Source organism: Streptomyces sp. SID12488, from assembly GCF_010548275.1.
Lineage (GTDB): Bacteria > Actinomycetota > Actinomycetes > Streptomycetales > Streptomycetaceae > Streptomyces.
The window spans coordinates 41691-67290 of record NZ_JAAGLT010000036.1; the positions used below are offsets into that span (position 1 = coordinate 41691).

The following is a 25600-nucleotide window of genomic DNA, read 5'->3' on the forward strand; positions in this document are numbered from 1 at the left end:
CGCCATGAGGCGGGGTCACCGCAGGACGAGCACATCGTCCCGGTGGCCCCGCCTCAGGCGTGTAGGGAGAAAAGGAAGGGGAGTTGAGTATGAGGGAAGTCCGGGAGGCATTTCACCGGTTCTGGCCTTTGACGCGCGGCGACCGGAAATGGCTGGTGGCGATTGTCACTTGCGTGGTGGTGTCCGCGCTGGCCGAGACCGCCGCGATCCTGCTGTTCGCGGAACTGACGGACAACGCCCTGAAAGCGGGTTCCCTCGCCGCTTTCTGGGGACCGGCCGGTGCCTGGCTCGCCGTCGCCGTGCTCGGCGCGCTCGTCGGCTACGCCGGAAACTCGCTCGCCACCTGGACCGCAGAGAGATTCGTCCTGCGGCTGAGGGCCGGTGTGTTCCGGCATGTGCAGGATCTGCCGCCCGACTTCTTCCAGAAGCACCGTCAGGGCGACCTGGTGGAGCGACTGACGGGAGACGTTGAGGCCATCGAACAGATGGTCGTGTCCGGTGTCGTCGGTACCGTCTCCGCCGCCTTCTCGGCTCTCTTCTACTCCGCTGCCGCCCTCTGGCTGCGCTGGGACCTGGCCCTCGTCACCTTCTTCCTGGCGCCCCTCTTCCTGCTCGCCGCCCGCCGCTTCGCCGGCCGTATCAGGACGGCGAGCCAGGACGAGCGCGTCGCCGACGGCGCGATCACCTCCGTGGTGGAGGAGTCCCTCGGCAACATCGTCCTCACCCAGGCCTACAACCGCCGCGGCGACGAGGAGAAGCGCCTTGACCGCGAGGCCCGCGCCTGGATGAAGGCGAGTGTGCGCGGGGCGCGGCTGAGTGAGATGTACGAACAGTTCGTCGAGGTCGTCGAGACGCTGTGCGTCCTCACGGTGATCGGGCTCGGCGTCTGGGAGATCTCCGCCGGCCGGATGTCGCTGGGCGCGCTCCTCGCCTTCGCGGCCTTCGTCGGTTACCTCTATCCGCCGATCCGCAGTCTCGGCCAGCTCGGCCTGACCCTCACGGCGGCGACCGCGGGCGCGGAGCGCCTCGGCGAGCTGCTGGACGCCGAGCCCGCCGTCACCGACCCGGCGGAACCGGTCGCGGGGTGGCCGGTACGCGGCTGGGTCAGCGTCCACGGCGCCTCCTTCACCTACCCGGGCGGGGGAGGGGACCGGCGGCCGTCGCTGCGCGAGGTGACCTTCACGGCCGCCCCCGGCGAACTGGTCCTGATCACCGGAGCGAGCGGCGCCGGCAAATCCACCCTGTCGAAACTCCTCACCCGCTTCTACGACCCCTCGGCGGGCGTGATCTGCCTGGACGGCGTGCCGCTGACTGACGTCCCCCTCACCTTCCTGCGCGAGAACGTGGTGCTGCTGCCGCAGGAGACGCTGATCCTGCACGGGTCGATCCGCGAGAACATCGAGTGCGGGCGCCCCGGCGCGAGCGACGCGGACATCGAGGCGGCGGCACGGGCGGCCGACGCGCACGACTTCGTCACCGCGCTCCCCGAGGGGTACGGCACGAGGATCGCCCCCGGCACGGCCACGCTCTCCGGCGGCCAGTTGCAGCGGATCGCCATCGCCCGGGCCATGCTGCGCCGGGCCCCGGTACTGGTCCTCGACGAGCCGACGGCCGGCCTGGACTCGATCGCCGCCCGCCGGATCGTCCCGGCACTGCGCCGGTTGATGACGGGCCGTACGACCATCATGATCACCCACGATCTCAGCCTCGCCCCGGACGCCGACCGCATCCTGGTCGTCGACGAGGGCCGCCTCGCGGAGACGGGCACGCACGACGAACTGATGGCGCGGGGCGGGGTGTACGCGAGGCTCGCGGTGCCGCTGCTCCCCCAACCCGCCGATTCCTACCGGCGGGAGGAGACGTTGACGCTCGCCCTGAGGGTGTAGCCCATCCCCCGGACGGTGTGGATGAGCCGGGGTTCGCCCCGGCTCTCCAGCTTCCGGCGCAGGTACATGACGTACACGTCAAGGGTGTTGGAGTGGGGCTCGAAGTCGAAGCCCCAGACGTCCTTGAGGATCTGGACCCGGCCGAGGACCTTTTCGGGCCGCCGCAGCAGGTATTCGAGGAGGTTGAACTCGGTCTTGGTGAGGTCGAGTCGGCGGTCGGCGCGGGTGACGGTACGAGTCCGCGGGTCCAGGAGGACGTCCTGGAAGCTGAGACCCGCGAGCGGCGAGGGCGGCCGGGGTTCGCGTTGAGGACTCCGGCGCAGCAACGCCCGTACCCGCGCGAGGAGTTCCTCGGTGGCGAAGGGTTTCGCGAGGTAGTCGTCGGCGCCGTTGTCGAGCGCGACGATCCGGTCCCCGACCGCGGCCCGTCCGGTGATCATCAGGATCGGGACGGTGCACCCCGAGGCCCGTAGCCGCCGGGTCGCGGCGAGCCCGTCGAGGCCGGGCATGGTGACGTCCATGAGCACGAGGTCGGGTGCGGTCTCCGGTTCGGCCACCAATGCGAGCGCCGCGCGGCCGTCCCCGGCGAGCACGGTCTCGTACCCCTCGAACCTGAGCACTCGGTCGAGCCCTTCACGTACGGCCGCGTCGTCGTCGGCCAGCAGGATCTTCCGCGTCATCTCAATACGGTCTGACGAAGCGCTGTGCTGGGCCTGGCAGGCGGTTATGCGTTGGCTACCGCTCGCGCGCAGCGCCAGTGGAGGAAGGCCGCGAGAAGGGCGAAGACGGCCAGCGGGATCCACAGGAGCAGAAGGAGGATCGGTGGATCGTCCGTCGTGACCGTCAGCACCAGGCAGAGCAGGAAGGTGCACAAAAGCACGACGAGCGTGCCGGTGGCCGCCCGCTCCCAGGCCTTGCGGTGCGCGGTCCGCCTCAGGATGTGCGCCTCGGTCGCCGGGCGCGGCTCCCAGGCCGTGCCCCGGTGCCGGGCGGCGACGGCTCGCAGCTCGTCGACCTCGGCCGGTGGGTCGTCCAACTGCCAGTCGTCGACGTGCGGGAGGAGAAACCGTCGGCCGTCGGTGTCGTACAGGTGGACCAGCCACTTGCGCGCGTTGGAGGGTGCCTTGGGGACCGGTTGGGCCCGGATGTCGTAGATGTCGTGCCAGGCCCACCGGCGTTCGATCACGGCCCCGCGCACGACGACTCCGCGCGTGTCCACCAGCGTGTGCCCGCGGCGCATGTACAGCATCCACCGAGCGAGGATCGTCACAAGGGCCGCCAGGAGGGCGAGCTTCACCCAATCGGCCACGGGGGTCGACCGGTTGAGTTGGAGCAGGCAGTACAACGACATGAAGCCGAAGGAGACGAGCACCCCCCGGGGCAACTTCCGCCGCTTCCGGTACTCCCGCTCGATCCCGCCACCGCCAACGCCACCGACGTCCCCGCCCATCGACCCTCCCCAGAGCCTGTAATGGAGTGATCGTAGAGCGGGGACCTGTGCACGTCAGGAGGCGGACGGTGTCCAGTCGCCCAGCCAGTCCGCGACCTCCTGGCCGGTGGCCTGGGCGTCGGTCAGTTGCGGGCGGTCGGTGCTCGCGGCGCCCGAGCCCGCGCCGGTGTTCTTGTACTCGGCGAAGCGGTCGTCCTTCCACGAGAAGCCGCTCATGTCGGTCCACGGGGTGGTCCTGATCGCGGCGCTGAGGGAGGTGTTGCGGATGGTGGTCTGCGGGTCGAGGGTCGCGTCGCCGCCCGCGTGCCAGGGGCGGCCGAGGTAGAAGCTGCGGTCGGAGACGTCGCCGTTCACCGTGGAGTTGGCGATCAGGATGCCCTTGCGGTTCGCGGCGGTGCTGGGGGCCGTGACGTAACCGGCCGAGGTGCCGTTCCAGCGCTTCTTCAGGGTGATGACCGACTTGTCGATCACGGCGGTGGCCCGGCCGAAGATGAAGTCGGTGTTGCCGACGACGTAGGAGTTGGTGATGTAGACGCGGCCCAGCTTGTCCTTGGACGCGGTGTCCACGAGCAGGGTGTCCTGGTCGCCGCTGACGATGACGCTGTCGAGGAACACCTTGTCGGCGGAGGTGCGTAGGGCGACCGCCTGGTTGGCGATGTCCTGGTGCGCGGCCTCGTCGAAGTCGTTGGAGATGGTCAGGTTGCGAGCCTGGAAGTCGTCCGCGTCGACGGCGACCGTGGCGCTCCCGCCGGTGCCGTACGTGCCGGAACCGTCGGGCTTCGGCGTACCGGACGCGTTGTTGTAGACGATCGTGGTGTCCTTGCGGCTGCCGCCACTGCCCTGGATGGTGACGTGCGGCTTGTTGGACGGCACCTTGACCAGCTCGCGGTACGTCCCCGGCTTGACGGAGATGACCACCCGGGAGGCGTTGTTCGCGGGTACGGCGTTCACGGCGGCCTGCACGGTCCGGTACTGGCCGGAGCCGTCGGCGGCGACGGTGAGGGTGGTCGCAGCGGTGGCGGCGGCGGACGTGGTCGTTGCTGTGCTCGCCTTGGCCACCGAACTGCGCGGCCCCACACCGGACTTGAGGAGTGTGGGCACGTCGGCCGTCTTGTCCAGGGTGTAGCCGTAGTACGTCTTGGGGTCCCAGGCCGCGCCCGACCCTCCGCTCTCGTTCTTGCCGGTCGTACCCGAGAAGATGTTGCCGCGCTGGACGAGGGTTGCAGTGGCGTCGCGGACGACGGGGTTGGTCATGCCCTGGAAGTAGGAGTTCTCCAGCACCATGTTGGTCTTCCCGCGCGAGTAATTGCCGTACGAGGACTTGATGGTGGTCCCCGCCTCGTCCTCCAGGAAGTTGTTGTAGAGGTGGGCGTGGGCCACGTTGTCGGTGGACGGGTTGCGCTGCTCGGTCTCGCGGATCCAGTTGTGGTGGATCGTGATGTCGGCGGTGGTGTTCTCGGTCCAGCCGATGCCGAAGGCCTTGTTGTCCTGGCTCAGCCTGTTCCAGGAGACGGTCAGGTAGGTCGTGTCCTTGCGGCTGTCGATGAGACCGTCGGCCATGTGCCGCAGGTCGTTGTGATCGATCCACACATGATGGGCACCGTCCATCTGGATGGCGTCGAAGTCGTGTTCCTTGTCGTTCCAGACGCCCTGGTAGGCGTCCCGGATGGTGAGGTTCCGGATGATGACGTTGTGGACCCCGGTGCCGAGGAAGAACCCGCCGCCGACGATCTGCCCGGAGGTCCCGGACCCGATGATGGTCTTGTCGGAGGCGACCTTGATCTCCTTGCCGACCGGGTTCATGTTGATGGTCGCGGCGACGACGATGACGTACGGCTCGCCGGCGGTCGCGTACTTCTCCAGGTCGGCGAGCGTCTTCACGGTGACGGTCTGGCCGTCCCGGCCGCCGTAAGTCCCGTTCTGACCAAGGGCGTTGACGGAGGCGAAGCCGTTGGCGACGTCGGTGACACCGGCGAGGGCGGAGGCGGTGGAGTCGGCAGAGGTGGCGGCGGACGCCTTCGGCTGCGCGTCCGCGCCGAACACGCCCAGGGCGGCGCCGTAGGCCATGGCACCGGCGGAGACCAGGGCCAGCGGTACGCCGGCCACCAGAGCGGTCTTGCGGCGGCGGTGACGGCTGGACTTGCTGCGGGATGCGCTCACGGCTGCTTCCGATCAAGTGAGGGGGCAAGGGGGGTTAACTGGAGGGGGAACCACGTCACTTGGCTGTTGCAGCCGGGGAGGGAAAGGTTGCCGGTGATGCGGAGACGGTGACCGGGGACTGGGGATCGGGGTTCGGTGACCGGGGGCCGGAAGGGAAGCGGAATGATCGGGACGGTGTTCCGTACCACGGACGTACCTGTGGGAGACAGGTTCGACTACTGGCAGGAACTGGTCGGCCGGACGCGCTCCAGCGCACTCGTCAGCGAGCACGCCGCCGACTTCTGGGCGGAGCAGCGGCTGATGGAACTGGGGCCGGTGGTCGTGAGCCAGATGTCGTTCCTGCCCACGCGCTACCGGCGGACCGAGAAACTGGTGCGCCAGGCCGACCCCGAGCTGTATCACCTGACGCTGCTGATCGACGGCGGGCTGGGCCTCGAGCACGCCGGGCGGACCAGCACGTTCACCTCGCGCGACCTGCACCTGGCCGACAGTTCGCAGCCGTACGACGTCAGGTCGGCGGACGACCGGCAGGGCGGCATAGTCAGGGGAATGGCCGTGGACTTCCCCAAGGCACTGCTGCCCCTGCCGCCGCACCGGGTAAGGGAGTTGCTGGGGCTGAACCTGCCGGGGCGCGAGGGGGTCGGTGCGCTCCTGGCGGAGTTCGTCGTCGGGCTGAACCGGCAGATCGACACCCTCCAGCCGTCCGACGCGCCCCGCCTGGGCACGGTCGTGATCGACCTCATGTCGGCCTGGTTCGCGCAACTGCTGGAAGCAGAGGCTGCGTTGTCCCCGGAGACCCGGGGGCGGGCCATGGCCGAACGCGTCCAGACGTTCATCCGGCAGAACCTGCACGACCCCGAACTGACGCCACCCGTGATCGCCGCCGCCCACAACATCTCGCTCAGCTATCTGCACCGCATCTTCCAGCAGCAGATGCCGGGGGAGACGGTCGCGGCCTGGATCCGTCGCCGACGTGTGGAGAACGCCCACCGGGACCTGGCAGACGGCTCGTTGCGCTGTACGCCGATCCATGTCATCGCCGCCCGCTGGGGGTACCCGCGCCCGTCCGACTTCACGCGGGCGTTCCGCGCGGAGTTCGGGATGTCGCCCAGGGAGTACAGACAACAGGCGCTGTGCGAGCGGTAACAGACCAGGAGTAGACGCAGCGCCAAGGAACTGTGGACCGACTGGCAACGACAACAGGGCGGCGGCCCGGCATTGTTGATTCCGCAACGGGGGAAATCTCGGTCGCGGAGCTGATGCGATCTGCTCGACTCCGCGACCGAGGAAACCGGCATCACCACTCCGCCGGAATCCGCTCACCCCGGCTGACCGCGATCCGCAGGACGTCCGCCAGCGACTCGGTAGCCCGCGTGAGCGCGAACCGCACGGCGCGCTCCCCCGCCCTGGGGTCACCGAGCAGGACCCGCGCCCCCTTCAACACCTGCTCCCCGGAGTCCAGTTGGGCCTCCTCGATGTCGTCGGCGAGGAGAGAGAGCCGACTGAGGTCGCTGTCGGTGCTGAGATAGCAGGGTTGGCCTTCGGGAGTGGTCCAGGGGAGCAGGCGCATGGGCGGGGGCCCTTCGGTGGGGGTGGGCGTGACGAGCGATGATTACCGTTCGCGTTCAGATCGTCACTGCCTCGACGTACTCTGCGGAAGAGGGCGGGCGTTGCCGGGGCGCCCAGGCAACGGCGAGGGCTGACATGGGCGAACAGGTTGACGGGGACGGCGAGTCGGGCCGGGCGGTGCTGGGGCGCACGCTCAGGTTCCTGCGCGAGAAGGCGGGCAAGTCGCTCGGCCAACTCTCCGAGGAGACCGGCTATGACAAGAGCTACCTGTCCCGACTGGAGTCGGGCGAACGGCTGTCCAAGGTGACGGTCATGGAGGACCTGGACACGTATTACGAGGCCGGTGACCTGCTGGTGAGTCACTGGAGGGTGGCTCGGCTGGATGCGTTCAAGGACCAGTACAAGGAGTTCATGGGGTTGGAGGGGACGGCGCGGCTGATGTGGAAGTTCAGCTTGGTGGTGCCCGGTCTGCTCCAGACGGAGGACTTCGCCCGCGAGGTGTTGTCTATGGTCCAGACAACGGCTGACAGCGAGGAGTCGGTTGAGGAGCAGGTGGCGGCGCGACTCGGTCGTCAGTACCTGCTGCGGCAGAAGCCGTTGGCCGACGCTCGCGTCATCATCGACGAGGGCGCCTTCCGGCGACCGGCTGCCAGCGCCAAGACGTGGAGTGAACAGATCCTGCACCTTGAGGCCGCCGCTCAGTGGTCCAACGTGACGCTCCAAGTGCTCCCATTTTCAGCGGGAGTTCACCATCACATGTCCGGGTCGCTGACGCTGCTCTGGCAGAAGGACGGAAGTGGCGCCGCCTACATGGAGGGCAACGGGTGCCGCGAGTTGACCGAGGATCCGGACGATGTTCTGCGGCGTCGACTGTCCTACGATCGGCTCCGCGACATGGCGTTGTCCCCGTCGGACTCGCTCACGTTCATCAGGGACCTACTGGAGGAGTAGAGATCATGACGCGCACCCCTGACCTCAGCACGGCTATATGGCGCAAGTCGAGCTACAGCGAAGGGGGAGACAACGACTGCGTCGAGGTCGCCGACGGCTACACCGGCCTGGTCCCGGTCCGGGACAGCAAGGCCCCGCGCTCGCGCCCGCTGGTCTTCACGGCGTTGTCCTGGTCCGCGTTCGTGGAGCGGGTCAAAGGTGAGCCCGGAGTGAACACCGTCGGGTGAACCAGGGAGAGCCAGGATCCGCAGATCCTGGTGTACGAGGTCTTCTGGCAAGAAGCCGAGCCGCTTGAGTTCCCTACATCGTCTCAGGCGGCGGAGTAGCCGCCCCCGGCAGCCGTACCGTGGCCACCGTGCCGCCGCCCGCCGCGCGGGCCAACGTGACCTCGCCGCCTGCCTGTTGGATCGTACGGGCGACGATCGACAGGCCCAGGCCGGAACCGGGGAGGGCGCGCGCCGAAGGTGAGCGCCAGAAGCGGTCGAAGACGTAGGGGATCTCGTCGGCGGGGATGCCGGGCCCGTGGTCGCGGACCGTCAGGGTGCCCCTGCTCAGCTGCACCTCGATCGTGCCGCCCTCGGGGCTGAACTTCACCGCGTTGTCCAGGATGTTGACCACCGCACGCTCCAGCGCCGACGGTTCCGCCCGGACGAACCAGGGCTGGATGTCGGAGGTGATCGTCAGCTCGGGGCCGCGTAGACGAGCCCGGCGCAGAGCCGACTCGACCGTGTCCTCCAGGGCGACCACCTGAACGCGTTCGCCTCGCTGCCCCTCCGAGCGGGACAGCTCCTGCAAGTCGCCGATCAGGGCGGCCAGTTCGGTCATCTGAGCCTTCACCGAGGCGAGGAGAGCTTTGCGGTCTGCCTCGGGGATCGGGCGGCCTGTCTCCTCGCTGCGGGTGAGGAGTTCGATGTTGGTGCGGAGGGAAGTCAGGGGGGTGCGGAGTTCATGACCGGCGTCCGCGATCAACTGCTGTTGCAGTTCACGGGAGTTGGCGAGGGCCGAGGTCATCGAGTTGAAGGAGTGGGAGAGGCGGGCGATCTCGTCGTCACTCTCCTCGTCCACCGGGATACGGATACTCAAGTCCTCGGTACGGGCGACGTGTTCGACGGCCTCCGTGAGCTTGTCGACGGGGCGCAGGCCCGCCCGGGCGACCGCCAGACCGGCCGCGCCGGCGCCCACGACTCCGATGCCGGAGACGAAGAGGAGAATCAACGCGAGGTCGTTGAGGGTGGACTGGGTGTTGTCCAGGGGGAGGGCGACGAGCAGGCCGGCGTTGGAGGTGACATCCGTGGCCGGATCGGTGACGGTCACTCCGGGCATGGGTACGGCCAGGACGCGTACGTCGGCGCCCTCCGAGTCAGTGCCGTTGTGGATGCTGCCATCAGCGGTGTCCGCTTCCTTGACCATGTCCCTGTCGGACTTGGTGACCTTGACCGTGCCCTTGGAGAACGGCAGGGCGCAAAACGTTCCGTCCTCCAGGACCACCTGGAAATAGATGTTCCGGGGGCCGTGGGAGTTGTCCTGCGGTGTCTGAGTGCAGGTGTTGACCGCGGCAGCGGCCTGCTCCTGGATCCCCCTCATGGCGAGTGTCTTCTGAAGATCGTTGTCGACCTGGTCGTACAACTTCCCCTGCACGATGAACCAACAAGTCACCGAAACCGCCGCCACCGCGAACGCCACAGCGGCAGCGACCAGCATCGACAGGCGCGCCCGGATCGGCAGGGTGCGGAACCGGCGTCCCACTCTGCTCATTCCGCGCCACCCTGTCGGAGTACATACCCCACACCCCGGACCGTGTGGACGAGGCGCGGCTCGCCGCCCGCTTCTGTCTTGCGGCGGAGGTACATGACGTACACGTCGAGGGAGTTGGAGGACGGCTCGAAGTCGAAGCCCCAGACCGCCTTCAGGATCTGCTCGCGGGTGAGGACCTGGCGCGGGTGGGCCAGGAACATCTCCAGGAGGGTGAATTCCGTGCGGGTCAGTTCCACCGCCCGGCCGGCGCGCGTCACCTCGCGGGTCGCGAGGTCCATGCGCAGGTCGCCGAAGGTCAGGGCCTCGTCCTCCGGGAGGCTCCCTGCCACGGCTGCCGCCGCGAAGGAGCTGCGGCGCAGCAGGGCCCGTACCCGGGCGAAGAGTTCGTCCAGTTCGAAGGGCTTGACCAGGTAGTCGTCCGCACCCGCGTCCAGGCCGGTGACCCGGTCGCCGACCGTGTCCCTGGCCGTCAGCATCAGGATGGGCGTGGTCGTGCCCGCGCCGCGCATGCGTCGGGCCGCCGTCAGGCCGTCCATCCTCGGCATCTGGATGTCGAGGACGACCAGGTCGGGCTGGTACGCGGTCGCCTTCTCCAGGGCATCCGCGCCGTCGACCGCGACCTCCGTGTCGTACCCCTCGAAGGCGAGGCTGCGCTGGAGTGCTTCGCGCACAGCCGGCTCGTCGTCGACGATCAGGATGCGCTGGGTGTCACGGTCGCCTTCGGCGGGGCTCATGGGCGTGGATTCCTCGGGTGCGGTGGGACGTGTCGGGGCTCCTTCAGCCTCGCACGTTTCCGGTCTGCTGCGGGGAGAAGGATCAGCTGCGGAGGGGATCAGCTGAGTGCGGGACGGCGGCTGCGCGTCGTCGCCCTGCGGGCGGCGGCCGTACGCGTCACCCTCGCCACCTCCGGGGCCCGGGTCGTCGCCGTGGTCGGCGGGTGCAGGGCGAAGGCCACGCCGAGGGCGAGGTCCAGGGCGGCCGGGCCGATGGCCGCCGTACCGACGGTCAGCTTGTGCGAAACCTGCTTGATCATGACGTACCCCTCATCTTGGTTCTCGTGCGGCGGTGCGGCGGTGCCTCAGTGCGTCAGCTGGTCGAGCCCGAGCGCAGTGTCGCCAGGTCGGACTTGACGGTGTTGATCGGGATGGCGAAGCCCAGACCCGCGCTGCCCGCGTCCGACGAGGACGAAGCTGCCGAGTACATCGCGGAGTTGATGCCGATGATGTTGCCGTTCATGTCGATGAGCGCGCCGCCGGAGTTGCCGGGGTTGAGGGACGCGTCCGTCTGGAGGGCCTTGTACGTCGTCGTGGACGTGCCGGTGTCGCCGTTGAACTGCTGGCCGCCGAACTCGAACGGCCAGCTGCCGCTGCCACCGCCCTGCTGTTGCTGCTGGCCCTGGCCCTGGCTCTCCTCCGTGGCGACGGTGACGTCACGGTTGAGGGCGGACACGATGCCGCTGGTGACCGTGCCGGTCAGGCCCTCGGGGGAGCCGATCGCCACGACCTCGTCGCCGACCTGGACGCCGGCCGAGTCGCCGAGGGTCGCCGTCTTCAGGCCGGAGGCGTTCTCCAGCTTGATGAGGGCCAGGTCCTTCTTGCTGTCGGTGCCGACGACCTTCGCGGTGTACGTCTTGCCGTCGCTCGTCGACACCTTGACCGACGAGGCACCGGTGATGACGTGGTTGTTGGTGATGATCTCGCCGTCGGACGTGATGATCACACCGGAGCCGGTCGAGGAACCTGCGTTCGAGGTCGCGTTGATCTCGACGATGCTCGGGCTGACCGCCGCGGCGACCCCGGAGACCGTGCCCTTGGCGCTCGACGGCACCACGTTGGTGCTGGTGCTGCTGGAGGTGACGGCGGAGTCCGAGTTGGTCAGCTCCTGGATGCCGTACGCCGTGCCGCCGCCTATCGCCGCGGCGACGATCGCCACGGCGGCGAGGAGGGCGAAGGGGCCCTTCCCACGCTTCTTGCGCGGGGCGGGCGCGGCGGGATCGGCGGGGGGCTCCGCGAGAAGGGTGGCAGTGGCTGTGGCGGTGTCCGCGGGCTGCTCGTGCGTGGCCTGCCGGCCGTACGGAGCCTGCGGAGCCTGCGGCTGGATCTGGGCCGGTTCCTGGTACGCGGGCTGCTGGACCGTCGGCGGCTCGTACGCCGGCGGGGGCGGCCACTCCGGGTTCACCGGGGAGGAGGACTGGGGGGCGGAAGCGTACTGCTGCTGGGGGTACGCCGACTGCGGCTCGTGGCCCTGGGGGGTCTCGTACTCGCCGCTGCGGCGGAAGCTCTCGGTCATGGAACAGAGCTTGTCCCGCCAGCATGAGAGCTGGCTGAGTGCTCCCTGAGAAGCCCGACAGAAGCTCGTATGCCCGAAATAAAGAGGTCAGGGACGTCACTGCGGACAGATCGGTAGCCGGTAGCCGGTAGCGACTACTCGCAGCCGCAGGAACGCCGTGTCACCAGCCGCGACGGGAACAGCTTCAGCCGCTCGCGCCGCGAGCCCGCCACCCGTACCCCGTCGTCGAGGACCAGGTCGACGGCCGCGCGGGCCATGCCCGGGCGGTCGGAGGCGACGGTGGTGAGGGGCGGGTCCGCCAGGGCCGCTTCCTTGATGTCGTCGAAGCCGGCCACCGCCAGCTCCCCGGGGACGTCGATACGCAGCTCGCGCGCCGCGCGCAGCAGGCCGATGGCCTGGTCGTCGGTGGAGCAGAAGATGGCCGGGGGACGGCGGGCCGGGTCGGCGAGGATCTCCAGAGCGGCCTTGTAGGCGTCGTACCGGTTGTAGAGGGCCTCGAAGAGGCGGCCCTCCGTGGAGACACCGGCCTCGTCCATCGCGCGCCGCCAGCCCTGGACGTGGTCCGAGACGGGGTCGCCGACCGCCGGGGTCTCGGCGATGCCGCCCATACAGGCGACGTACTCGTAGCCGTGCTCCAGCAGGTGGCGGACGGCGAGGTGGGCGCCGCCGAGGTCGTCCGTGACGACGGCGGCGTCGTCTATCGCCTCGGGGCGTTCGTGGAGGAGGACGACCCGGGCGTCCCAGGCCTCGATCTCCGCCGCCGCGTTGTCGTTCAGGGCGTGGCTGACGAGGATCAGCCCGGAGACCCGCATGCCGAGGAAGGCCCGTAGATAGTGGACCTCGCGCTCGGCGATGTAGTCGGAGTTGCCGACCAGCACCATCTTTCCGCGCTCGGACGCGGCCTGTTCGACCGCGTGCGCCATCTCCCCGAAGAAGGGCTGGCGCGCGTCCGGCACGATCAGGCCTATGAGGTCCGTGCGCCGCGACGCCATCGCCTGGGCGACGCGGTCGGGCCGGTAGCTCAGTTCCTTGATCGCGGCGAGGACACGCTCGCGCGTGGCCGGGGCAACCGGCCGGGGTCCGTTGTTGATGACATAGCTGACGACGGCGGTGGAGGTACCCGCCAGCCGAGCCACATCATCCCTAGTCACCTTGGCCACGCGCGGAGTCTACGCGGATGGACCCGCTCTGGGCAGGGCGAAAGGAATTCGTTCCACCCGCCCGGAGCGCGGACCGTGCCGTGCGCCGTCACCCGGCCACCGCGGTCACGCCTCGGCGGTGACCTCGGACGACTCCTCGACGGCGTCCAGGGCCGCAGTGTCACCAGTAACGCCCGAAACGTCCGACTTCGCGAGGGCCGCCTTGGCCTTCGCCTCGTCGCTCGTACGGTCGCCCTTCTCCGGCGTAACGAATCGATAACCGACGTTCCGGACGGTCCCGATCAGCGACTCGTGCTCGGGGCCGAGCTTCGCGCGCAGCCGTCGTACGTGCACGTCGACCGTCCGGGTGCCACCGAAGTAGTCGTAGCCCCAGACCTCCTGGAGGAGCTGCGCGCGCGTGAAGACGCGGCCCGGGTGCTGGGCGAGGTACTTCAGGAGCTCGAACTCCTTGAAGGTGAGGTCGAGGACCCGGCCCTTCAGCTTCGCGCTGTACGTCGCCTCGTCGACCGAGAGGTCGCCGTTGCGGATCTCCATGGGGGAGTCGTCGTTGACGATCTGCTGGCGCCCCATGGCGAGCCGCAGTCGTGCCTCGACCTCGGCCGGACCGGCCGTGTCGAGCAGTACGTCGTCGATACCCCAGTCGGCGGTGACGGCCGCGAGGCCGCCCTCCGTGACGACGAGGATGAGAGGACAGCCGGGCCCGGTGGAGCGCAGGAGCTGACACAGGCTGCGCACCTGGGGCAGATCCCGCCGGCCGTCGATGAGGATGACGTCGGCACCTGGGGTGTCGACGAGAGCGGGTCCCTCGGCCGGAGCCACGCGCACGTTGTGCAGCAGCAGGCCGAGGGCGGGAAGTACCTCCGTCGACGGCTGGAGGGCATTGGTCAGGAGGAGAAGTGAACTCATCGCGTCCCACCTACCCGGATCGACATCGTCATACGGTTCTGTACGTTTCGCTCGCCCATAACGTCTGGTTCCTCCTCGGTCCCTGCGAGGACGTTTTCGGCACTGCTGTACTGCGGTAGTGCTGTGCGTGCGATCCGCGTGGCGTACACCTGCGGTTTTCCGGAGCGTTTCGCTTCGTAACCCGCTTCGTATACAGCGCCACCGAAAGCACAAAAGGACTCGGGGGCTGCGCTGCCCGAGTCCTCTGCCCAGCAGAATAGCCCACATGAGCACTGGTCCGGCAGGTCATGTGACGCGATCTTTCGTCGTCCCGAACTCTGAGACGGCCGATCGCACCCCTCTGCGGAGGTTTCTGACCACCGACGACGGAGTGACGATCGATGCCGTATACGAGCCGGGAGTCGTTGTATACGACGCCTCGACGCCACTTTCTGGTCACCTTTCCGATCACCGTTCCGACCATCTCGCGTTCGTCGTCGCGCACGGTTTCACGGGGGATGTGGACCGGCCGCACGTTCGACGGGTGGCGGAGGCGTTCGCGCAGTACGGGGCCGTCGTGACGTTCTCCTTCCGGGGGCACGGGGCGTCCGGCGGACGCTCGACGGTCGGCGACCGCGAGGTCCTCGATCTGGCCGCCGCGGTCCGCTGGGCACGTGAGCTCGGGCACACCCGGGTGGCCACGGTCGGTTTCTCGATGGGCGGCTCGGTGGTCCTGCGGCACGCGGCGCTGTACGGGAGCTCCGGGCGGCAGGAGCGCGGGGGGCGCACGGGGGCGGCGCCGGACGTGGTGGTTTCGGTGAGTGCGCCGGCCCGTTGGTACTACCGGGGCACAGCCCCCATGCGGCGCCTGCACTGGCTCGTGACCCGTCCCGAGGGCCGCCTGGTGAGCCGCTACGGACTCCGTACGCGGATCCACCACCAGGACTGGAACCCCGTACCCCTCTCCCCGGTGGAGGCGGCGGCGCGGATAGCGCCGACCCCGCTCCTGATCGTGCACGGCGACCGGGACGGCTACTTCCCGGTGGACCATCCCCGGATGCTCGCGGATGCGGCGGGCGACACCGGCGAACTGTGGCTGGAGCCGGGGATGGGCCACGCGGAGCACGCGGCGGACGATGAACTGCTGCGGCGCATCGGGGGCTGGGCTGTCGCACAGGCGGGCTAGCCTGAGTGCTGTCACAGCCGATCGACCGAGGAAGCAGAGAACAGGCAGATGCCAAAGGTCACGGTGCGCTACTGGGCAGCCGCGAAGGCCGCCGCCGGGATCGCCGAGGAGCCGTACGACGCGGTCACCCTCGCCGAGGCGCTGGACCAGGTCCGCGAGCGGCACCCCGGTGAACTCGTCCGTGTCCTGCGCCGGTGCTCGTTCCTCATCGACGGTGACCCCGTGGGCACCCGCGAACATGAGACGGTACGGCTGGCCGAGGGCGGCACGGTCGAGGTGCTCCCGCCGTTCGCAGGAGGGTGAGCGCAGCGCTATGAGCGACCAGCAGCGATATGGGCAGCAGTACGGCGAGTCGTACGAGGGGTACGACCCGTATCAGCAGCCCCAGCAACAGCCGCAGTACGGGGGACAGCAGGCTCAGCCTCAGCCCCCCGCCTGGCCCGGGCAGCAGCAGCCGGCCTACGACGACGGACAGGCGCAGCAGTACACGCAGCAGTGGCAGGGCCAGACCTGGGAGACGCAGATGCAGGCCCCGGTGACGGCTGCCCCGGTCGCCCCGTCGCCCGCGATGGCGGAGGTGCCGGAGACTCCGTACCTGCCTCCGCAGGGGGCCGGCGGAGACGCGGCCGGCGCCGGGTACGGGCCCGCCACGGTCGCGGGCAACACCCGGGTCACCGATGCGCAGCGGGCCCGACTTGAGGGACGTTCGCCGATCATCGAGCCGGGAATGCAGCCGGCCGCCCTCACGGCACTGCTCGGACTGCTGCTGTCCGGTACGGCGGCCGTCGGTACGTACGCGCTGGTGGTCCCCCTCGTCATCCTCCAGGCGGTCACGGCGGCGGGCTGGTTCCGGCTGAACGGCATGTGGCCCGCCCGGCAGGGCATCGCCCTCGCCTTCGCCGGCGCGGTGACGGCTGACGTGGCGCTACTGGCGGCGGGGCGCGAGAACGCGCCGACGGCGATCGTCGGCACGCTCGGTGTCTGGGTCGTGCTGACCCTGTTCCTGCAGCTCCGGTCCCACGCGGACCCGGACACCCGGATGTCCGGCCTGATGGCGACGATCGCCTCGGCGGCGCTGGCGATCATCGCGGCGGGTCACCTCGCGGCGGAGCCGGACGCGGTGAGCGTCGGGGCCGCCGCGGTCGCCGCGGCGGTGCTCGCGCGGGCGTTGCCGTTGCCGACGGCGGCGTCGGTGGTTGTCGCCCTGCTGGCAGCCGCGGGGGCCGGAATCGCGGTCGGGGGGATGACGGACCTGGGAAGCAAGGGTGCGTTGCTGGGGGTGGCCGCGGGAGTCTGCGCGCTCGTCGGACACCGGGTGGCCAGCTACGACTACCCGTCGAGGTTCGTCCACTTCACGGCGGGCGTGGCCCTGCCGCTGGCGGCGGCTGCCCCGGCGGTGTACCTGGTGGGACGGGCGCTGGCCTGAGGGTGATATCAGCCCGTCCGGCGTTTGAGGACGAGGCCCGTTCAGGGCCGACAGCGGGGGTCTGGGGGCGCAGCCCCCAGGGATGGGACGGGTAGGGGCGGCGGGGGCGAGAAATCGCCCCGCCTGTCACAGCCGATCGACAACTGCCCCCGCACCCGCCCCCGTCGGAGTCCCGCCGGGTACCGTCGCGAACATGCGTGCACTCCGAATACTCCTCATCGTCGCCGTCATCCTCGGTGGCCTCTTCGTGATCGCCGACCGTGTCGCCGTCGGCTTCGCGGAGGACGAGGTCGCGGACCGCCTCAGGACCAACGAGGGCCTGGCCGCCACCCCGGACGTGTCGATCAACGGCTTCCCCTTCCTCACCCAGGTCGCCGGCGGCGAACTCGACGACGTCAAGGTCGGCATCAAGGACTACGAGGCCGCCACCGGAACCTCGGGCCAGAACATCCGCATCGACGACCTCAATGCCCAGATGCGCGACGTCAAGTTCTCCGGCGACTACAGCTCCGCCACCGCGGCCACCGCCACCGGCAGCGCGACCATCACGTACGCCGAACTGCTGAAGGCGGCCAAGGCGGCTGAGGCTGCCGAGTCGGGGTCCACGGAGGTGGTCCCGGGTGTGACCGCCTCGGTCGTGGGGCTGTCCGACGGCGGCAACGGAAAGATCAAGGTCGCGGTCGAGGCGACGGTGCTCGGCAAGAAGCTGCCGAAGCCGGTGTCGGTCCTCAGCACGGTCACGATCGAGGCCGACACGGTGAAGGTGAAGGCGGACTCCCTGCCCAACCTGGGCATCCAACTCGCCGACGGCAGGATGCGCACGGTGACGGACTTCCAGCAGAGGATCGACGGTCTGCCCGGCGGTATTCTGCTGGACTCGGTCAAGGCGGCGAAGACCGGTGTGGACATCACGGTGAAGGGTTCGAACGTCGGCCTGGCTGGGTAGCTGGCTGGTTGACCGGCGGGGCAGAACACGTCAGGACGCCCCGGACGGGGCCCTCGGGTAGCCCCAGAGTCGCCATCGGGTCGCTGTCGGGTCACCCGCGGGTCGCCCTCGCGCCGCGTGGGCGTCCAACTGGCGAGACAGCTCCGTCCGTACCGCAGATGTGGCGACGGACGAATCCTCCACCTCCTCGCCCGCGGCCCCGCAATCACCACGCCCTCCGCCCCTGTATCTCACATCGCGGACGATCGCGTCTCATCATGCGACATGCCGGTGACATCCCCGGCAATCCGTCCCTACGATCGACGCTATGCAGCGACAGGCGGATCTCACAAAGCGGCGGGCAGTAGACCTGTGCCGCGTGTCCGCCATGCTCTGTCGCCCTTTCTGAGCGGGAGCGCGCGGCACCAGCGGCGCACCACCTCCCGCATCCCCGGCGCCCTTCACCCGAGGGCCCTCGTGCGCGAGTCGCGACAGGCCTGACCGCACACGAGCGGGTACGACCGGGTACGACCGCATTCGTACCCCCTCTGCTTACGCACCACCCCGCCGCAACTGCCCCGGAGGAGAAAAAGCATGAGCCGCAGCGACGTACTGGTAGACGCCGACTGGGTCGAGGCCAACCTCGACAACGCCGACATCGCCATCGTCGAGGTGGACGAGGACACGTCCGCCTACGAGAAGAACCACATCCGCAACGCCATCCGGATCGACTGGACCAAGGACCTCCAGGACCCGGTCCGCCGTGACTTCATCGACGAGGAGGGCTTCGAGAAGCTCCTCTCGGCCAAGGGCATCGGCAACGACACCCTCGTGATCCTCTACGGCGGCAACAACAACTGGTTCGCCTCGTACGCCTACTGGTACTTCAAGCTGTACGGCCACGACAGCGTCAAGCTGCTCGACGGCGGCCGCAAGAAGTGGGAGCTCGACGCCCGCGAGCTGGTCGAGGAGGTCCCGGAGCGGACCGCCACCGTCTACAAGGCGAAGCCGCAGAACAAGTCGATCCGCGCCTTCCGCGACGACGTCGTGGCGGCCATCGGCTCGCAGAACCTGGTCGACGTACGCTCGCCCGACGAGTTCAGCGGCAAGCTGCTCGCCCCTGCCCACCTCCCGCAGGAGCAGTCGCAGCGCCCGGGCCACGTCCCGTCCGCCCGCAACATCCCGTGGTCGAAGAACGCCAACGACGACGGCACCTTCAAGTCGGACGACGAGCTCAAGGAGCTCTACGCCGACGAGCAGGTCGACCTCGCCAAGGACACCATCGCGTACTGCCGTATCGGTGAGCGTTCCGCGCTCACCTGGTTCGTCCTGCACGAGCTGCTGGGCGTGGAGAACGTCAAGAACTACGACGGCTCCTGGACCGAGTACGGCTCCCTGGTCGGCGTTCCGATCGAGCTCGGCGCCAACAAGTAACCCTCGTAGTCAGTCAAGGCCAGAAGGACGGAAACGAACATGTGTGGAGCGAAGGCCGGCGGCCCGGACGCCTCGACGATCAAGCCCGGTGAGACCACGATCCAGGGTCAGGTGACCCGCGACGGCGAGCCGGTGGTCGGATACGTCCGCCTCCTCGACTCGACCGGCGAGTTCACCGCCGAGGTCCCGACCTCGGCGACCGGGCAGTTCCGCTTCTACGCGGCCGAGGGCACCTGGACCGTCCGCGCCCTCGTCCCGGGCGGCACGGCCGACCGCACGGTCGTCGCCCAGACGGGCGGCCTCTCCGAGGTCGCCATCGCCGTCTGACAGCACCAGCACCAGCAGCAGTAACCGAAGGGCCGTACTCCTCGATCCCAAGTTCTCGGGGGTACGGCCCTTCGGCGTGCGCGGAACTACCCTTGACCCATGTACGCGCGACGGCGCCACGCCTACTTCGCCATGATGGGGACGTGCATCGGCCTCTTCGTCTTGGCCTGGTCGGTCGTACGCCTCTGGTCGATGCCGGTGGCGGTCGGAATGTGCGTGGTGGCGATGGTGATCCCGCCTCTGGCGGCGGTGGTCGCCAACCGCAGGGGCCCGGACGACCGCTGGTGGGACGACCCGTCCGGCGACACGAGGTCCGACGAGTGGTGGGACGAGCTGGACGGCAAGAAGCGCCGCCAGTAGCCGGGAAGGGGTAAGAGAGAAGAGGACCTGTGGGGCGTACGAGTGTGTCCACCGTCGTGCTGGACGCACACGACGCACACGAACTGGCCGGCTTCTACTGCCGCCTCCTCGGCTACGAGATCCGCCGCGAGGAACCCGACTGGGTCCTCATCGGCCCCCCGCCCGGCACCGAGGGCGTCTCCCTCGCCTTCGAGACGGAACGCGCGTACGTCCCGCCCGTCTGGCCCACCAGAGACCCCGGTGACCAGCAGATGATGCTTCACCTGGACATCGAGGTCGACGACCTGGAAGGGGAGACGGCGCGGGCGGTGTCCGAGGGAGCCAGACTCCACGGCCACCAGCCCCAGGACGACGTACGCGTACTGCTGGACCCGGCGGGCCACCCGTTCTGCCTGTGGACCGAGGAAGAGCAGGAGAGGTAGGAAGAGCGGGAAGAGAGACCGAGTCGCCGTCGCCGTCTTGGTATCAGTACTTGGTATCAGTAGACGAGCGCCTGCGTCCCGTCCGCCATCGCTTCCTGGACGAAGAGCTGCGCCCCCGCGATCCGTACGCCCTCGATGACGTCCTTCTCGGTGATGTCACGCCGGGCCGCGCACTGGGTGCAGAGGGTGAGGCGGCCTGCCGCGAGGATCGAGTCGATCAGGTCGGGCAGCGGCGCGGCATGCGGCAGCTCGAACTCGGCGGCCCGCCCCGGCAGCGCGAACCAGGCCGACTCCCCGGTCAGCCACAGGGACACCTCAACCCCGCTGGCCACGGCCACCGGCGCCACCGTGAACGCCTGCGAGCAGCGCTCGGGGGCATCGGCCCCCGCCGTCACCTTGATCACGAGCTTCTTCGCCATGGCCGCATCGTAGGCCGGACGGTAGTCCGAATCGTAATCAACTCTCTTACAACTCTGGGTGTGGCCCGTGGGTCTCCTGTGCGCGCGGACACGAAGTCCGTGCGTCATGTTGCGTGGGGGATGTCTTGGAAGTACCCGAAGTGCCCGTGGCGGCAGACGCACCGGTGGCACTGGTAGCGCCCGACCTGCTGCCCGAAGTACCCGCGCGTCGGCGTGGGCGTACGACTCTGTTGATCGCCACGGCGGCCGTGCTGGGCCTCGTCGCCGGTACCTGTGCCGGGTATCTCGTGCAGGCGGACCGTGAGCCGACCAAGCTGCCCGCCCTCTCGCAGCCGGTGCTCGCACAGGCCGAGGGCGAGGGGCCCGAGCCGCTGTCGGCCGCGCAGGACCGGCGGGTGAAGACCGACGGTGACCTGCGGAAGCTGCTGCTGAGGAAGCCCAGGGGGGCCAAGGACGCCGACTGGCTGGAGCGTACCGACGGCTGGCTGAGCATCGCCGACTACGCCGACACCTACACCGCGCCGGGCGACAAGTTCGTCAGCCTGGCCAATGACGAGTTCCGGCGGGCGGCCGTCGTCGGCTGGGAGGTCGGCACCACGTACAACGTGGAGATCCGGCTGGTCCAGTTCCGGCAGGACGACAGGATGTCGGCCGCCGACGCCAACGCCGACAGCCAGGAGTGGGCCGAGAGCGAGCGCGGCACCGACAGCTGGACCGTCCCCGGCACCGGGAACGGCATGGCATACGTCCACACCCGGCCGGACACCGAGCCCGGATACGTTCCGCGGTACTCGGCCGAGGCGTACGCCCGGCGTGGGGACGTCGCGATGGAGATCTGGGTCTACGGCAGCAAACCGATCTCCAAGAAGACGATCATGGATCTGGCCGAGCGGCAGATGGGGCGACTGTGAGCGGGCACGAGACGACAGAGCACGAGGCGCCGGAGGCGGAGCCGGTCGTGCCGGCCCCCAAGCCCGTCCGGCGCGGGCGCGGGCGCGTCGCGACCGTCACTGGGTCCGTGCTTCTGGCCGGGGCGCTGGTCGCCGGTGTGGCCTGCACGGTGGTGACCGTGCGGGACGCCGACCGGGACGCGGGCGCCGCGGCGTGGAAGTTCCCGAAGACCAAGGTCGAGGAGGAGAAGGCGACGGCCCAGCGCGGGCTCTCCGATCTGCTCCTGCCGTACGGCGGCGACGCCTGGGTGCAGGGGCCCGACATCGCGGAGTTCGGCTCCGACGCGCGGCTCAGCGGGGCCCAGGCCACGGCGCTGCGGAAGGAGTCGGTGAGCGGTCTGCCCCGAACCCAGCGTGAGCAACTGGAGAAGGTGATCGACCGCCAGCGCATCAAGGGCATGGCGATGCGCAGCTACTTCAGTCAGGACTCGTTCGGCTACCGGACCGACGACATCTATGCCGTGAGCATCGTGCTCTCCCAGATGGAGGACCGAGCCGCGGTCCGCGCGAGCGCGACGGCCCAGAACAGGTTCCTCGGCGCTCTGGACACCTTCCGCAAGGGCCCGAAGGTCAAGGGCCACGAGAACGCTCAGTGCTTCCGACTGCCCGGGGACGACGACGAGGCTCTCGACATGGCGCTCTGCTCCGGCTACGTGGGAGACGTCCTGGTCACGGCCACGGCGTACGGTGCGAAGCCGCTCGACACCGAGGGCGTCGCGAGTCTGCTGAGCATCCAACTCGACCGTATAGATGAGCCGGGGGAAGCCGTATGACCGAGCCGCCACACGTTATTGACCAGCCGGCACCCGGACCTGAACCGGTGTCGGTGTCGGTGTCGGGACCGGAGAGCATCGGCGAGCCGTCAGCGGCCGTCACCCCGGTCCAGACGTCCGCCGTCAGTGAGCCCCAGCCCCTCTCCCCTCCGGCCAAGGGGCGCCGGGTTCTGCCCGCCCTGCTGCGCTGGACCGCTGCCCTCGCCGTCTTCGCCGCGGCCGGGACGGCGACGGCGTACGGGATCGCGGGGATGGAGCGCACGGACGTACCAGGACTGGCCACGCAGTCGGACGGGCGCTGGGACTTTCCCCGGCTCGTCAAGCCGCCGCTGCCGTCCGGCAGCCCCGGTCCCTTCGCCGTCGGCAACGTGGTCGGCGCCCACTACGCCGATCTGCGCGCCCTCCTCCTGCCCGCCCCCGAGGGAGCGACGGAGGACAGGGCACTGCGCGGCTCGGACGGCTGGCTGGCGGCGAAGGACTACCTGGCGGAGTACCCGGTGAAGGAGGAACGGGACGAGCTGGGCCAGAAGCTCGTGGACAGCGGCCTGCGGCACATCGCGGCCCGTGGCTGGACCACCCCGGACGGCACCCGGACTCGTATCTATCTGCTCCAGTTCGACACGGCGAACGTCGTGTCGACGGAGTTCGCCAGCGTCGCCGTCGCCTACGCCACCCCGACCTACCAGATACGCGATGCCGCCGATGTCGTCTACGACGAGGACTTCCCGGAGTCCGCCGCGGTCACGCGGGTCGCCCGCACCGCCTACGTCGAGACGAAGCCGTACGGCGCCGAGCAGGTACGGCAGGCCTATGTCACAGCCGGGGACGTCTTCGCGGTGATCCTCCAGTCCCGCAAGGGAACCGCGGAGCCCGTCCCGTTCCAGCAGACGGTGGTCCTGCAGAGCCAGCTGCTCGGCTGAGGGCGGCGCCCCGACCGTTCCGACACCTGGCCGAGAGAGCCGGGCCCCGGCCGCGTAAGCTTGGGCCCGGCTCTTGTGCACACAACCGATCGTCCGAGGAGCACCCCGTGCTTGAGGCATTCTTCGAAGCTCTGCTGGTTCTGGTCGCCGTCGGCGTTCTCGCCTTCGCCGGTCTGACGGTCAAGAAGCTGTACCAGGGCCAGCGCTGACCCCCGCCACCAGGAATCGCAGGAAACGCAGCTCATGATCGAGATCCCGTCCGACCTCCACAAGGACCTTCTGCCGCTCGTCTTCCTGGTCGGTGAGTGGGCCGGCGCGGGGGTCTACGACTTCCCCGGCGAGGAGAAGTGCAACTTCGGGCAGGAGGTCACCTTCACGCACGACGGACGGGACTTCCTGGAGTACCACTCCCACTCGTGGGTGCTGGACGCCGACGGCAACAAGGTCCGGCCCCTGGAGTCCGAGTCCGGCTACTGGCGGGTCGACGCCGACCGCAAGGTCGAGGTCGTCATGGTCCGCCAGGACGGTGTCGTCGAGGTCTGGTACGGCGAGCTGGCCGCCAAGAAGCCGCAGATCGACATCGTGACCGACGCCGTGGCGCGGACGGCGGCCTCGGGGCCGTACACCGGCGGCAAGCGGCTCTACGGGTACGTGCACAGCGACCTCATGTGGGTCGGCGAGAAGCAGACCCCGGACGTCGAGCTGCGCCCGTACATGTCGGCGCACCTGAAGAAGGTCGTCACCCCGGAGGACGTCGAACGCTGGGCGAAGGACCTGCCGGACGACATGCCGGACGACGGCATCGCGTTCTTCAAGTAAACCCGGCAAGTAGATCCGGCAAGTGGATCCAGCGAGTAGACCCGGCAAGTAGTCCTAGACTCGTGGTGTGGTGAGCACCGACTGGAAAAGTGATCTGCGGCAGCGCGGTTACCGGCTGACCCCGCAACGCCAGCTTGTCCTCGAAGCCGTGGACACCCTTGAGCACGCGACCCCCGACGACATCCTCGTGGAAGTGAGGAGGACGGCGTCGGGGGTCAACATTTCCACGGTCTACCGGACCCTGGAGCTGCTGGAGGAGCTGGATCTGGTCAGCCATGCCCACCTCGGGCACGGCGCGCCGACGTACCACCTCGCCGACCGGCACCACCACATCCATCTGGTCTGCCGCGACTGCGAGAACGTGATCGAGACGGATGTCGCCGTCGCCGCGGACTTCACCGCCAAGCTGCGCGAGGACTTCGGGTTCGAGACCGACATGAAGCACTTCGCGATCTTCGGGCGCTGCAAGGACTGCGCGCGGAAGGCCGCGGCCGGTGAGGTCGCAGAGCCGGATCCTGCCTCGGCCAAGGTTTCAACTACCGAGTCGTAGGCTTGTCCCCATGAAGAGCCCTCTGCTGTTGCTGCCCGGCGCCGTCCCCGCCGAGGGGGTGGACGAAGGCGTCGCCGCCCATTACGGCGAACTGTTCCGTGAACAGCGTGCCCTCGCCGAGGGCATCGGATTCGTCGACCTCTCCCACCGCGGCGTGGTCACCGTCACCGGCGACGACCGGCTGACCTGGCTGCACCTGCTGCTCACCCAGCACGTCAGCGACCTGCCCGTGGGTGAGGCCACCGAGGCGCTGGTGCTGTCCGCGCACGGCCACATCGAGCACGCGCTGTACCTGGTCGACGACGGCACGACCACCTGGGCGCATGTGGAGCCGGGGACCCAGGAGGCGCTGATCGCCTACCTGGAGTCGATGAAGTTCTTCTACCGGGCCGAAGTCGCCGACCGGACAGGCGAGTTCGCGCTCGTCCACCTGCCCGCCGGCGCCATCGCGGAGGTCCCCGAGGGTGTCGTCGTACGCGAGACGGCGTACGGGCGTGACCTCTTCCTCCCTCGCGCGGAACTGGAGTCGTTCGCCGAGAAGGCCGGGCCGGCGGCGGGGCTGCTGGCGTACGAGGCGCTGCGGGTCGAGCAGCACCGGCCGCGCGTCGGGTTCGAGACCGACCACCGGACCATCCCGCACGAGCTGGGCTGGATCGGCACGGCGGTGCATCTGCAGAAGGGCTGCTACCGGGGCCAGGAGACGGTCGCCCGGGTCCAGAACCTGGGCAAGCCGCCGCGTCGGCTCGTCTTCCTGCACCTGGACGGCAGCGAGGTCCTCCTGCCGCCGCCCGGCACGGAACTCCGGCTCGCGGACGACGGTCCCGACGGGCGGAAGATCGGCGTCATCACGACGTCCGTACGGCACCACGAGCTGGGGCCGGTCGCGCTCGCGCTGGTGAAGCGGAACGTGGCGGTGGACGCGCGGCTGGTGGCCGACAAGACGGCTGCCGCGCAGGAGGTCGTGGTCGAGCCGTAGGGCCCGGC

At 69.2% G+C, this 25600-nt stretch carries 29 protein-coding genes; 18 read left to right on the plus strand and 11 right to left on the minus strand.

Annotation, left to right across the window (positions count from 1 at the left end):
• Nucleotides 1-89: 89 nt before the first annotated feature.
• Nucleotides 90-1886: an ABC transporter ATP-binding protein gene (locus tag G3I56_RS36775; RefSeq protein ID WP_164416908.1), complete on the plus strand. Its 1797-nt coding sequence runs from the start codon at nt 90-92 to the stop codon at nt 1884-1886.
• On the opposite strand, the gene G3I56_RS36780 is transcribed toward G3I56_RS36775, so the two are convergent.
• Genes G3I56_RS36780 through G3I56_RS36790 form a run of 3 tightly spaced genes read right to left on the minus strand, consistent with a single transcriptional unit; the run spans nt 1844 to nt 5496 of the window.
• Nucleotides 1844-2566, minus strand: coding sequence for a response regulator transcription factor (locus G3I56_RS36780; RefSeq protein ID WP_164416791.1), 723 nt, complete (start codon nt 2564-2566; stop codon nt 1844-1846). The genes G3I56_RS36775 and G3I56_RS36780 overlap by 43 nt on opposite strands.
• 44 nt (nt 2567-2610) lie before the next feature.
• Nucleotides 2611-3336 carry a PH domain-containing protein gene (locus G3I56_RS36785; RefSeq protein WP_164416793.1) on the minus strand — a complete coding sequence of 242 codons (726 nt, stop codon included), beginning with the start codon at nt 3334-3336 and terminating at the stop codon, nt 2611-2613.
• Between the two features lie 54 nt (nt 3337-3390).
• Complete coding sequence (locus G3I56_RS36790; protein ID WP_164416795.1) at nt 3391-5496, minus strand: pectinesterase family protein; 2106 nt, start codon at nt 5494-5496, stop codon at nt 3391-3393.
• Between the two features lie 162 nt (nt 5497-5658).
• Here G3I56_RS36790 and G3I56_RS36795 point away from each other — a divergent pair, with 162 nt between their 5' ends.
• Nucleotides 5659-6642: an AraC family transcriptional regulator gene (locus G3I56_RS36795; RefSeq protein WP_164416797.1), complete on the plus strand. Its 984-nt coding sequence runs from the start codon at nt 5659-5661 to the stop codon at nt 6640-6642.
• A 151-nt stretch (nt 6643-6793) separates the two neighbouring features.
• Here the strand turns inward: G3I56_RS36795 and G3I56_RS36800 are convergent, their stop codons facing one another.
• Entirely contained in the window at nt 6794-7066 is a 273-nt protein-coding gene (locus G3I56_RS36800; RefSeq protein ID WP_164416799.1) for a hypothetical protein, read from the minus strand.
• A gap of 134 nt (nt 7067-7200) precedes the next feature.
• Here G3I56_RS36800 and G3I56_RS36805 point away from each other — a divergent pair, with 134 nt between their 5' ends.
• Both G3I56_RS36805 and G3I56_RS36810 read left to right on the plus strand, forming a co-directional pair.
• Nucleotides 7201-8016 (plus strand): helix-turn-helix transcriptional regulator, encoded by an 816-nt coding sequence (locus G3I56_RS36805; protein WP_164416801.1) that lies wholly within the window; start codon nt 7201-7203, stop codon nt 8014-8016.
• Between the two features lie 5 nt (nt 8017-8021).
• Complete coding sequence (locus G3I56_RS36810; protein WP_164416803.1) at nt 8022-8243, plus strand: DUF397 domain-containing protein; 222 nt, start codon at nt 8022-8024, stop codon at nt 8241-8243.
• Between the two features lie 73 nt (nt 8244-8316).
• Here G3I56_RS36810 and G3I56_RS36815 read toward each other — a convergent pair whose 3' ends face one another.
• The 6 genes from G3I56_RS36815 to G3I56_RS36840 form a co-directional block, all read right to left on the minus strand.
• Nucleotides 8317-9771 (minus strand): HAMP domain-containing sensor histidine kinase, encoded by a 1455-nt coding sequence (locus G3I56_RS36815; protein WP_164416805.1) that lies wholly within the window; start codon nt 9769-9771, stop codon nt 8317-8319.
• Nucleotides 9768-10505 (minus strand): response regulator transcription factor, encoded by a 738-nt coding sequence (locus G3I56_RS36820; RefSeq protein WP_164416807.1) that lies wholly within the window; start codon nt 10503-10505, stop codon nt 9768-9770. Before G3I56_RS36820 ends, G3I56_RS36815 begins: the two co-directional genes overlap by 4 nt.
• Before the next feature lie 98 nt (nt 10506-10603).
• A complete protein-coding gene (locus tag G3I56_RS36825; RefSeq protein WP_164416808.1) occupies nt 10604-10804 on the minus strand; it encodes a hypothetical protein in 201 nt (66 codons plus the stop codon).
• A 53-nt stretch (nt 10805-10857) separates the two neighbouring features.
• Nucleotides 10858-12060 (minus strand): trypsin-like peptidase domain-containing protein, encoded by a 1203-nt coding sequence (locus tag G3I56_RS36830; protein WP_164416810.1) that lies wholly within the window; start codon nt 12058-12060, stop codon nt 10858-10860.
• Between the two features lie 134 nt (nt 12061-12194).
• A complete protein-coding gene (locus G3I56_RS36835) occupies nt 12195-13220 on the minus strand; it encodes a LacI family DNA-binding transcriptional regulator (protein WP_164416812.1) in 1026 nt (341 codons plus the stop codon).
• Between the two features lie 105 nt (nt 13221-13325).
• Nucleotides 13326-14126 carry a response regulator transcription factor gene (locus G3I56_RS36840; protein ID WP_164416814.1) on the minus strand — a complete coding sequence of 267 codons (801 nt, stop codon included), beginning with the start codon at nt 14124-14126 and terminating at the stop codon, nt 13326-13328.
• A gap of 265 nt (nt 14127-14391) precedes the next feature.
• Here G3I56_RS36840 and G3I56_RS36845 point away from each other — a divergent pair, with 265 nt between their 5' ends.
• The 8 genes from G3I56_RS36845 to G3I56_RS36880 all read left to right on the plus strand — a co-directional run bounded on the left by G3I56_RS36845 (nt 14392) and on the right by G3I56_RS36880 (nt 20185).
• Nucleotides 14392-15291, plus strand: coding sequence for an alpha/beta fold hydrolase (locus tag G3I56_RS36845; protein ID WP_164416816.1), 900 nt, complete (start codon nt 14392-14394; stop codon nt 15289-15291).
• Between the two features lie 48 nt (nt 15292-15339).
• Nucleotides 15340-15594, plus strand: a complete 255-nt coding sequence (locus G3I56_RS36850; protein WP_164416818.1) for a MoaD/ThiS family protein — start codon at nt 15340-15342, stop codon at nt 15592-15594.
• Nucleotides 15595-15604: 10 nt separating this feature from the next.
• Nucleotides 15605-16717, plus strand: a complete 1113-nt coding sequence (locus tag G3I56_RS36855) for a hypothetical protein (protein ID WP_164416820.1) — start codon at nt 15605-15607, stop codon at nt 16715-16717.
• Nucleotides 16718-16910: 193 nt separating this feature from the next.
• A complete protein-coding gene (locus G3I56_RS36860; protein ID WP_164416822.1) occupies nt 16911-17663 on the plus strand; it encodes a DUF2993 domain-containing protein in 753 nt (250 codons plus the stop codon).
• A gap of 573 nt (nt 17664-18236) precedes the next feature.
• Complete coding sequence (locus G3I56_RS36865; protein ID WP_164416824.1) at nt 18237-19076, plus strand: sulfurtransferase; 840 nt, start codon at nt 18237-18239, stop codon at nt 19074-19076.
• Between the two features lie 39 nt (nt 19077-19115).
• Nucleotides 19116-19403 carry a DUF1416 domain-containing protein gene (locus tag G3I56_RS36870; RefSeq protein WP_055524959.1) on the plus strand — a complete coding sequence of 96 codons (288 nt, stop codon included), beginning with the start codon at nt 19116-19118 and terminating at the stop codon, nt 19401-19403.
• 99 nt (nt 19404-19502) lie between these two features.
• On the plus strand, nt 19503-19763 hold the full coding sequence (locus tag G3I56_RS36875; protein WP_164416826.1) for a DUF3099 domain-containing protein: 261 nt from the start codon (nt 19503-19505) through the stop codon (nt 19761-19763).
• 29 nt (nt 19764-19792) lie between these two features.
• Nucleotides 19793-20185, plus strand: a complete 393-nt coding sequence (locus G3I56_RS36880) for a VOC family protein (protein WP_164416828.1) — start codon at nt 19793-19795, stop codon at nt 20183-20185.
• Between the two features lie 56 nt (nt 20186-20241).
• Here G3I56_RS36880 and G3I56_RS36885 read toward each other — a convergent pair whose 3' ends face one another.
• The gene (locus G3I56_RS36885) at nt 20242-20604 is read right to left on the minus strand and encodes a DsrE family protein (RefSeq protein ID WP_164416837.1); all 363 of its coding nucleotides are present in this window, start codon (nt 20602-20604) and stop codon (nt 20242-20244) included.
• A gap of 146 nt (nt 20605-20750) precedes the next feature.
• On the opposite strand from G3I56_RS36885, the gene G3I56_RS36890 reads away from it, so the two are divergent.
• The 6 genes from G3I56_RS36890 (at nt 20751) to G3I56_RS36915 (ending at nt 25592) form a co-directional block, all read left to right on the plus strand.
• The gene (locus G3I56_RS36890; protein ID WP_343240161.1) at nt 20751-21515 is read left to right on the plus strand and encodes a hypothetical protein; all 765 of its coding nucleotides are present in this window, start codon (nt 20751-20753) and stop codon (nt 21513-21515) included.
• Entirely contained in the window at nt 21512-22327 is an 816-nt protein-coding gene (locus G3I56_RS36895; protein WP_343240162.1) for a hypothetical protein, read from the plus strand. Before G3I56_RS36890 ends, G3I56_RS36895 begins: the two co-directional genes overlap by 4 nt.
• Entirely contained in the window at nt 22324-23247 is a 924-nt protein-coding gene (locus G3I56_RS36900) for a hypothetical protein (RefSeq protein ID WP_164416839.1), read from the plus strand. Before G3I56_RS36895 ends, G3I56_RS36900 begins: the two co-directional genes overlap by 4 nt.
• A 243-nt stretch (nt 23248-23490) precedes the next feature.
• Nucleotides 23491-24066 (plus strand): FABP family protein, encoded by a 576-nt coding sequence (locus tag G3I56_RS36905; RefSeq protein WP_164416841.1) that lies wholly within the window; start codon nt 23491-23493, stop codon nt 24064-24066.
• Between the two features lie 67 nt (nt 24067-24133).
• The gene (locus G3I56_RS36910) at nt 24134-24616 is read left to right on the plus strand and encodes a Fur family transcriptional regulator (RefSeq protein ID WP_164416843.1); all 483 of its coding nucleotides are present in this window, start codon (nt 24134-24136) and stop codon (nt 24614-24616) included.
• A gap of 10 nt (nt 24617-24626) precedes the next feature.
• Nucleotides 24627-25592 (plus strand): folate-binding protein YgfZ, encoded by a 966-nt coding sequence (locus G3I56_RS36915; RefSeq protein ID WP_164416845.1) that lies wholly within the window; start codon nt 24627-24629, stop codon nt 25590-25592.
• The last annotated feature ends 8 nt before the right edge of the window (nt 25593-25600 follow it).

Bases quoted from the DNA above. Each gene is read 5' to 3' on its own strand.
- G3I56_RS36775 (WP_164416908.1), top strand. From the start codon at position 90: ATGAGGGAAGTCCGGGAGGCATTTCACCGGTTCTGGCCTTTGACGCGC.
- G3I56_RS36780 (WP_164416791.1), bottom strand. From the start codon at position 2,566: ATGACGCGGAAGATCCTGCTGGCCGACGACGACGCGGCCGTACGTGAA.
- G3I56_RS36785 (WP_164416793.1), bottom strand. From the start codon at position 3,336: ATGGGCGGGGACGTCGGTGGCGTTGGCGGTGGCGGGATCGAGCGGGAG.
- G3I56_RS36795 (WP_164416797.1), top strand. From the start codon at position 5,659: ATGATCGGGACGGTGTTCCGTACCACGGACGTACCTGTGGGAGACAGG.
- G3I56_RS36800 (WP_164416799.1), bottom strand. From the start codon at position 7,066: ATGCGCCTGCTCCCCTGGACCACTCCCGAAGGCCAACCCTGCTATCTC.
- G3I56_RS36805 (WP_164416801.1), top strand. From the start codon at position 7,201: ATGGGCGAACAGGTTGACGGGGACGGCGAGTCGGGCCGGGCGGTGCTG.
- G3I56_RS36810 (WP_164416803.1), top strand. From the start codon at position 8,022: ATGACGCGCACCCCTGACCTCAGCACGGCTATATGGCGCAAGTCGAGC.
- G3I56_RS36815 (WP_164416805.1), bottom strand. From the start codon at position 9,771: ATGAGCAGAGTGGGACGCCGGTTCCGCACCCTGCCGATCCGGGCGCGC.
- G3I56_RS36820 (WP_164416807.1), bottom strand. From the start codon at position 10,505: ATGAGCCCCGCCGAAGGCGACCGTGACACCCAGCGCATCCTGATCGTC.
- G3I56_RS36825 (WP_164416808.1), bottom strand. From the start codon at position 10,804: ATGATCAAGCAGGTTTCGCACAAGCTGACCGTCGGTACGGCGGCCATC.
- G3I56_RS36830 (WP_164416810.1), bottom strand. From the start codon at position 12,060: ATGACCGAGAGCTTCCGCCGCAGCGGCGAGTACGAGACCCCCCAGGGC.
- G3I56_RS36840 (WP_164416814.1), bottom strand. From the start codon at position 14,126: ATGAGTTCACTTCTCCTCCTGACCAATGCCCTCCAGCCGTCGACGGAG.
- G3I56_RS36845 (WP_164416816.1), top strand. From the start codon at position 14,392: ATGAGCACTGGTCCGGCAGGTCATGTGACGCGATCTTTCGTCGTCCCG.
- G3I56_RS36850 (WP_164416818.1), top strand. From the start codon at position 15,340: ATGCCAAAGGTCACGGTGCGCTACTGGGCAGCCGCGAAGGCCGCCGCC.
- G3I56_RS36855 (WP_164416820.1), top strand. From the start codon at position 15,605: ATGAGCGACCAGCAGCGATATGGGCAGCAGTACGGCGAGTCGTACGAG.
- G3I56_RS36860 (WP_164416822.1), top strand. From the start codon at position 16,911: ATGCGTGCACTCCGAATACTCCTCATCGTCGCCGTCATCCTCGGTGGC.
- G3I56_RS36865 (WP_164416824.1), top strand. From the start codon at position 18,237: ATGAGCCGCAGCGACGTACTGGTAGACGCCGACTGGGTCGAGGCCAAC.
- G3I56_RS36870 (WP_055524959.1), top strand. From the start codon at position 19,116: ATGTGTGGAGCGAAGGCCGGCGGCCCGGACGCCTCGACGATCAAGCCC.
- G3I56_RS36875 (WP_164416826.1), top strand. From the start codon at position 19,503: ATGTACGCGCGACGGCGCCACGCCTACTTCGCCATGATGGGGACGTGC.
- G3I56_RS36885 (WP_164416837.1), bottom strand. From the start codon at position 20,604: ATGGCGAAGAAGCTCGTGATCAAGGTGACGGCGGGGGCCGATGCCCCC.
- G3I56_RS36900 (WP_164416839.1), top strand. From the start codon at position 22,324: ATGACCGAGCCGCCACACGTTATTGACCAGCCGGCACCCGGACCTGAA.
- G3I56_RS36905 (WP_164416841.1), top strand. From the start codon at position 23,491: ATGATCGAGATCCCGTCCGACCTCCACAAGGACCTTCTGCCGCTCGTC.
- G3I56_RS36915 (WP_164416845.1), top strand. From the start codon at position 24,627: ATGAAGAGCCCTCTGCTGTTGCTGCCCGGCGCCGTCCCCGCCGAGGGG.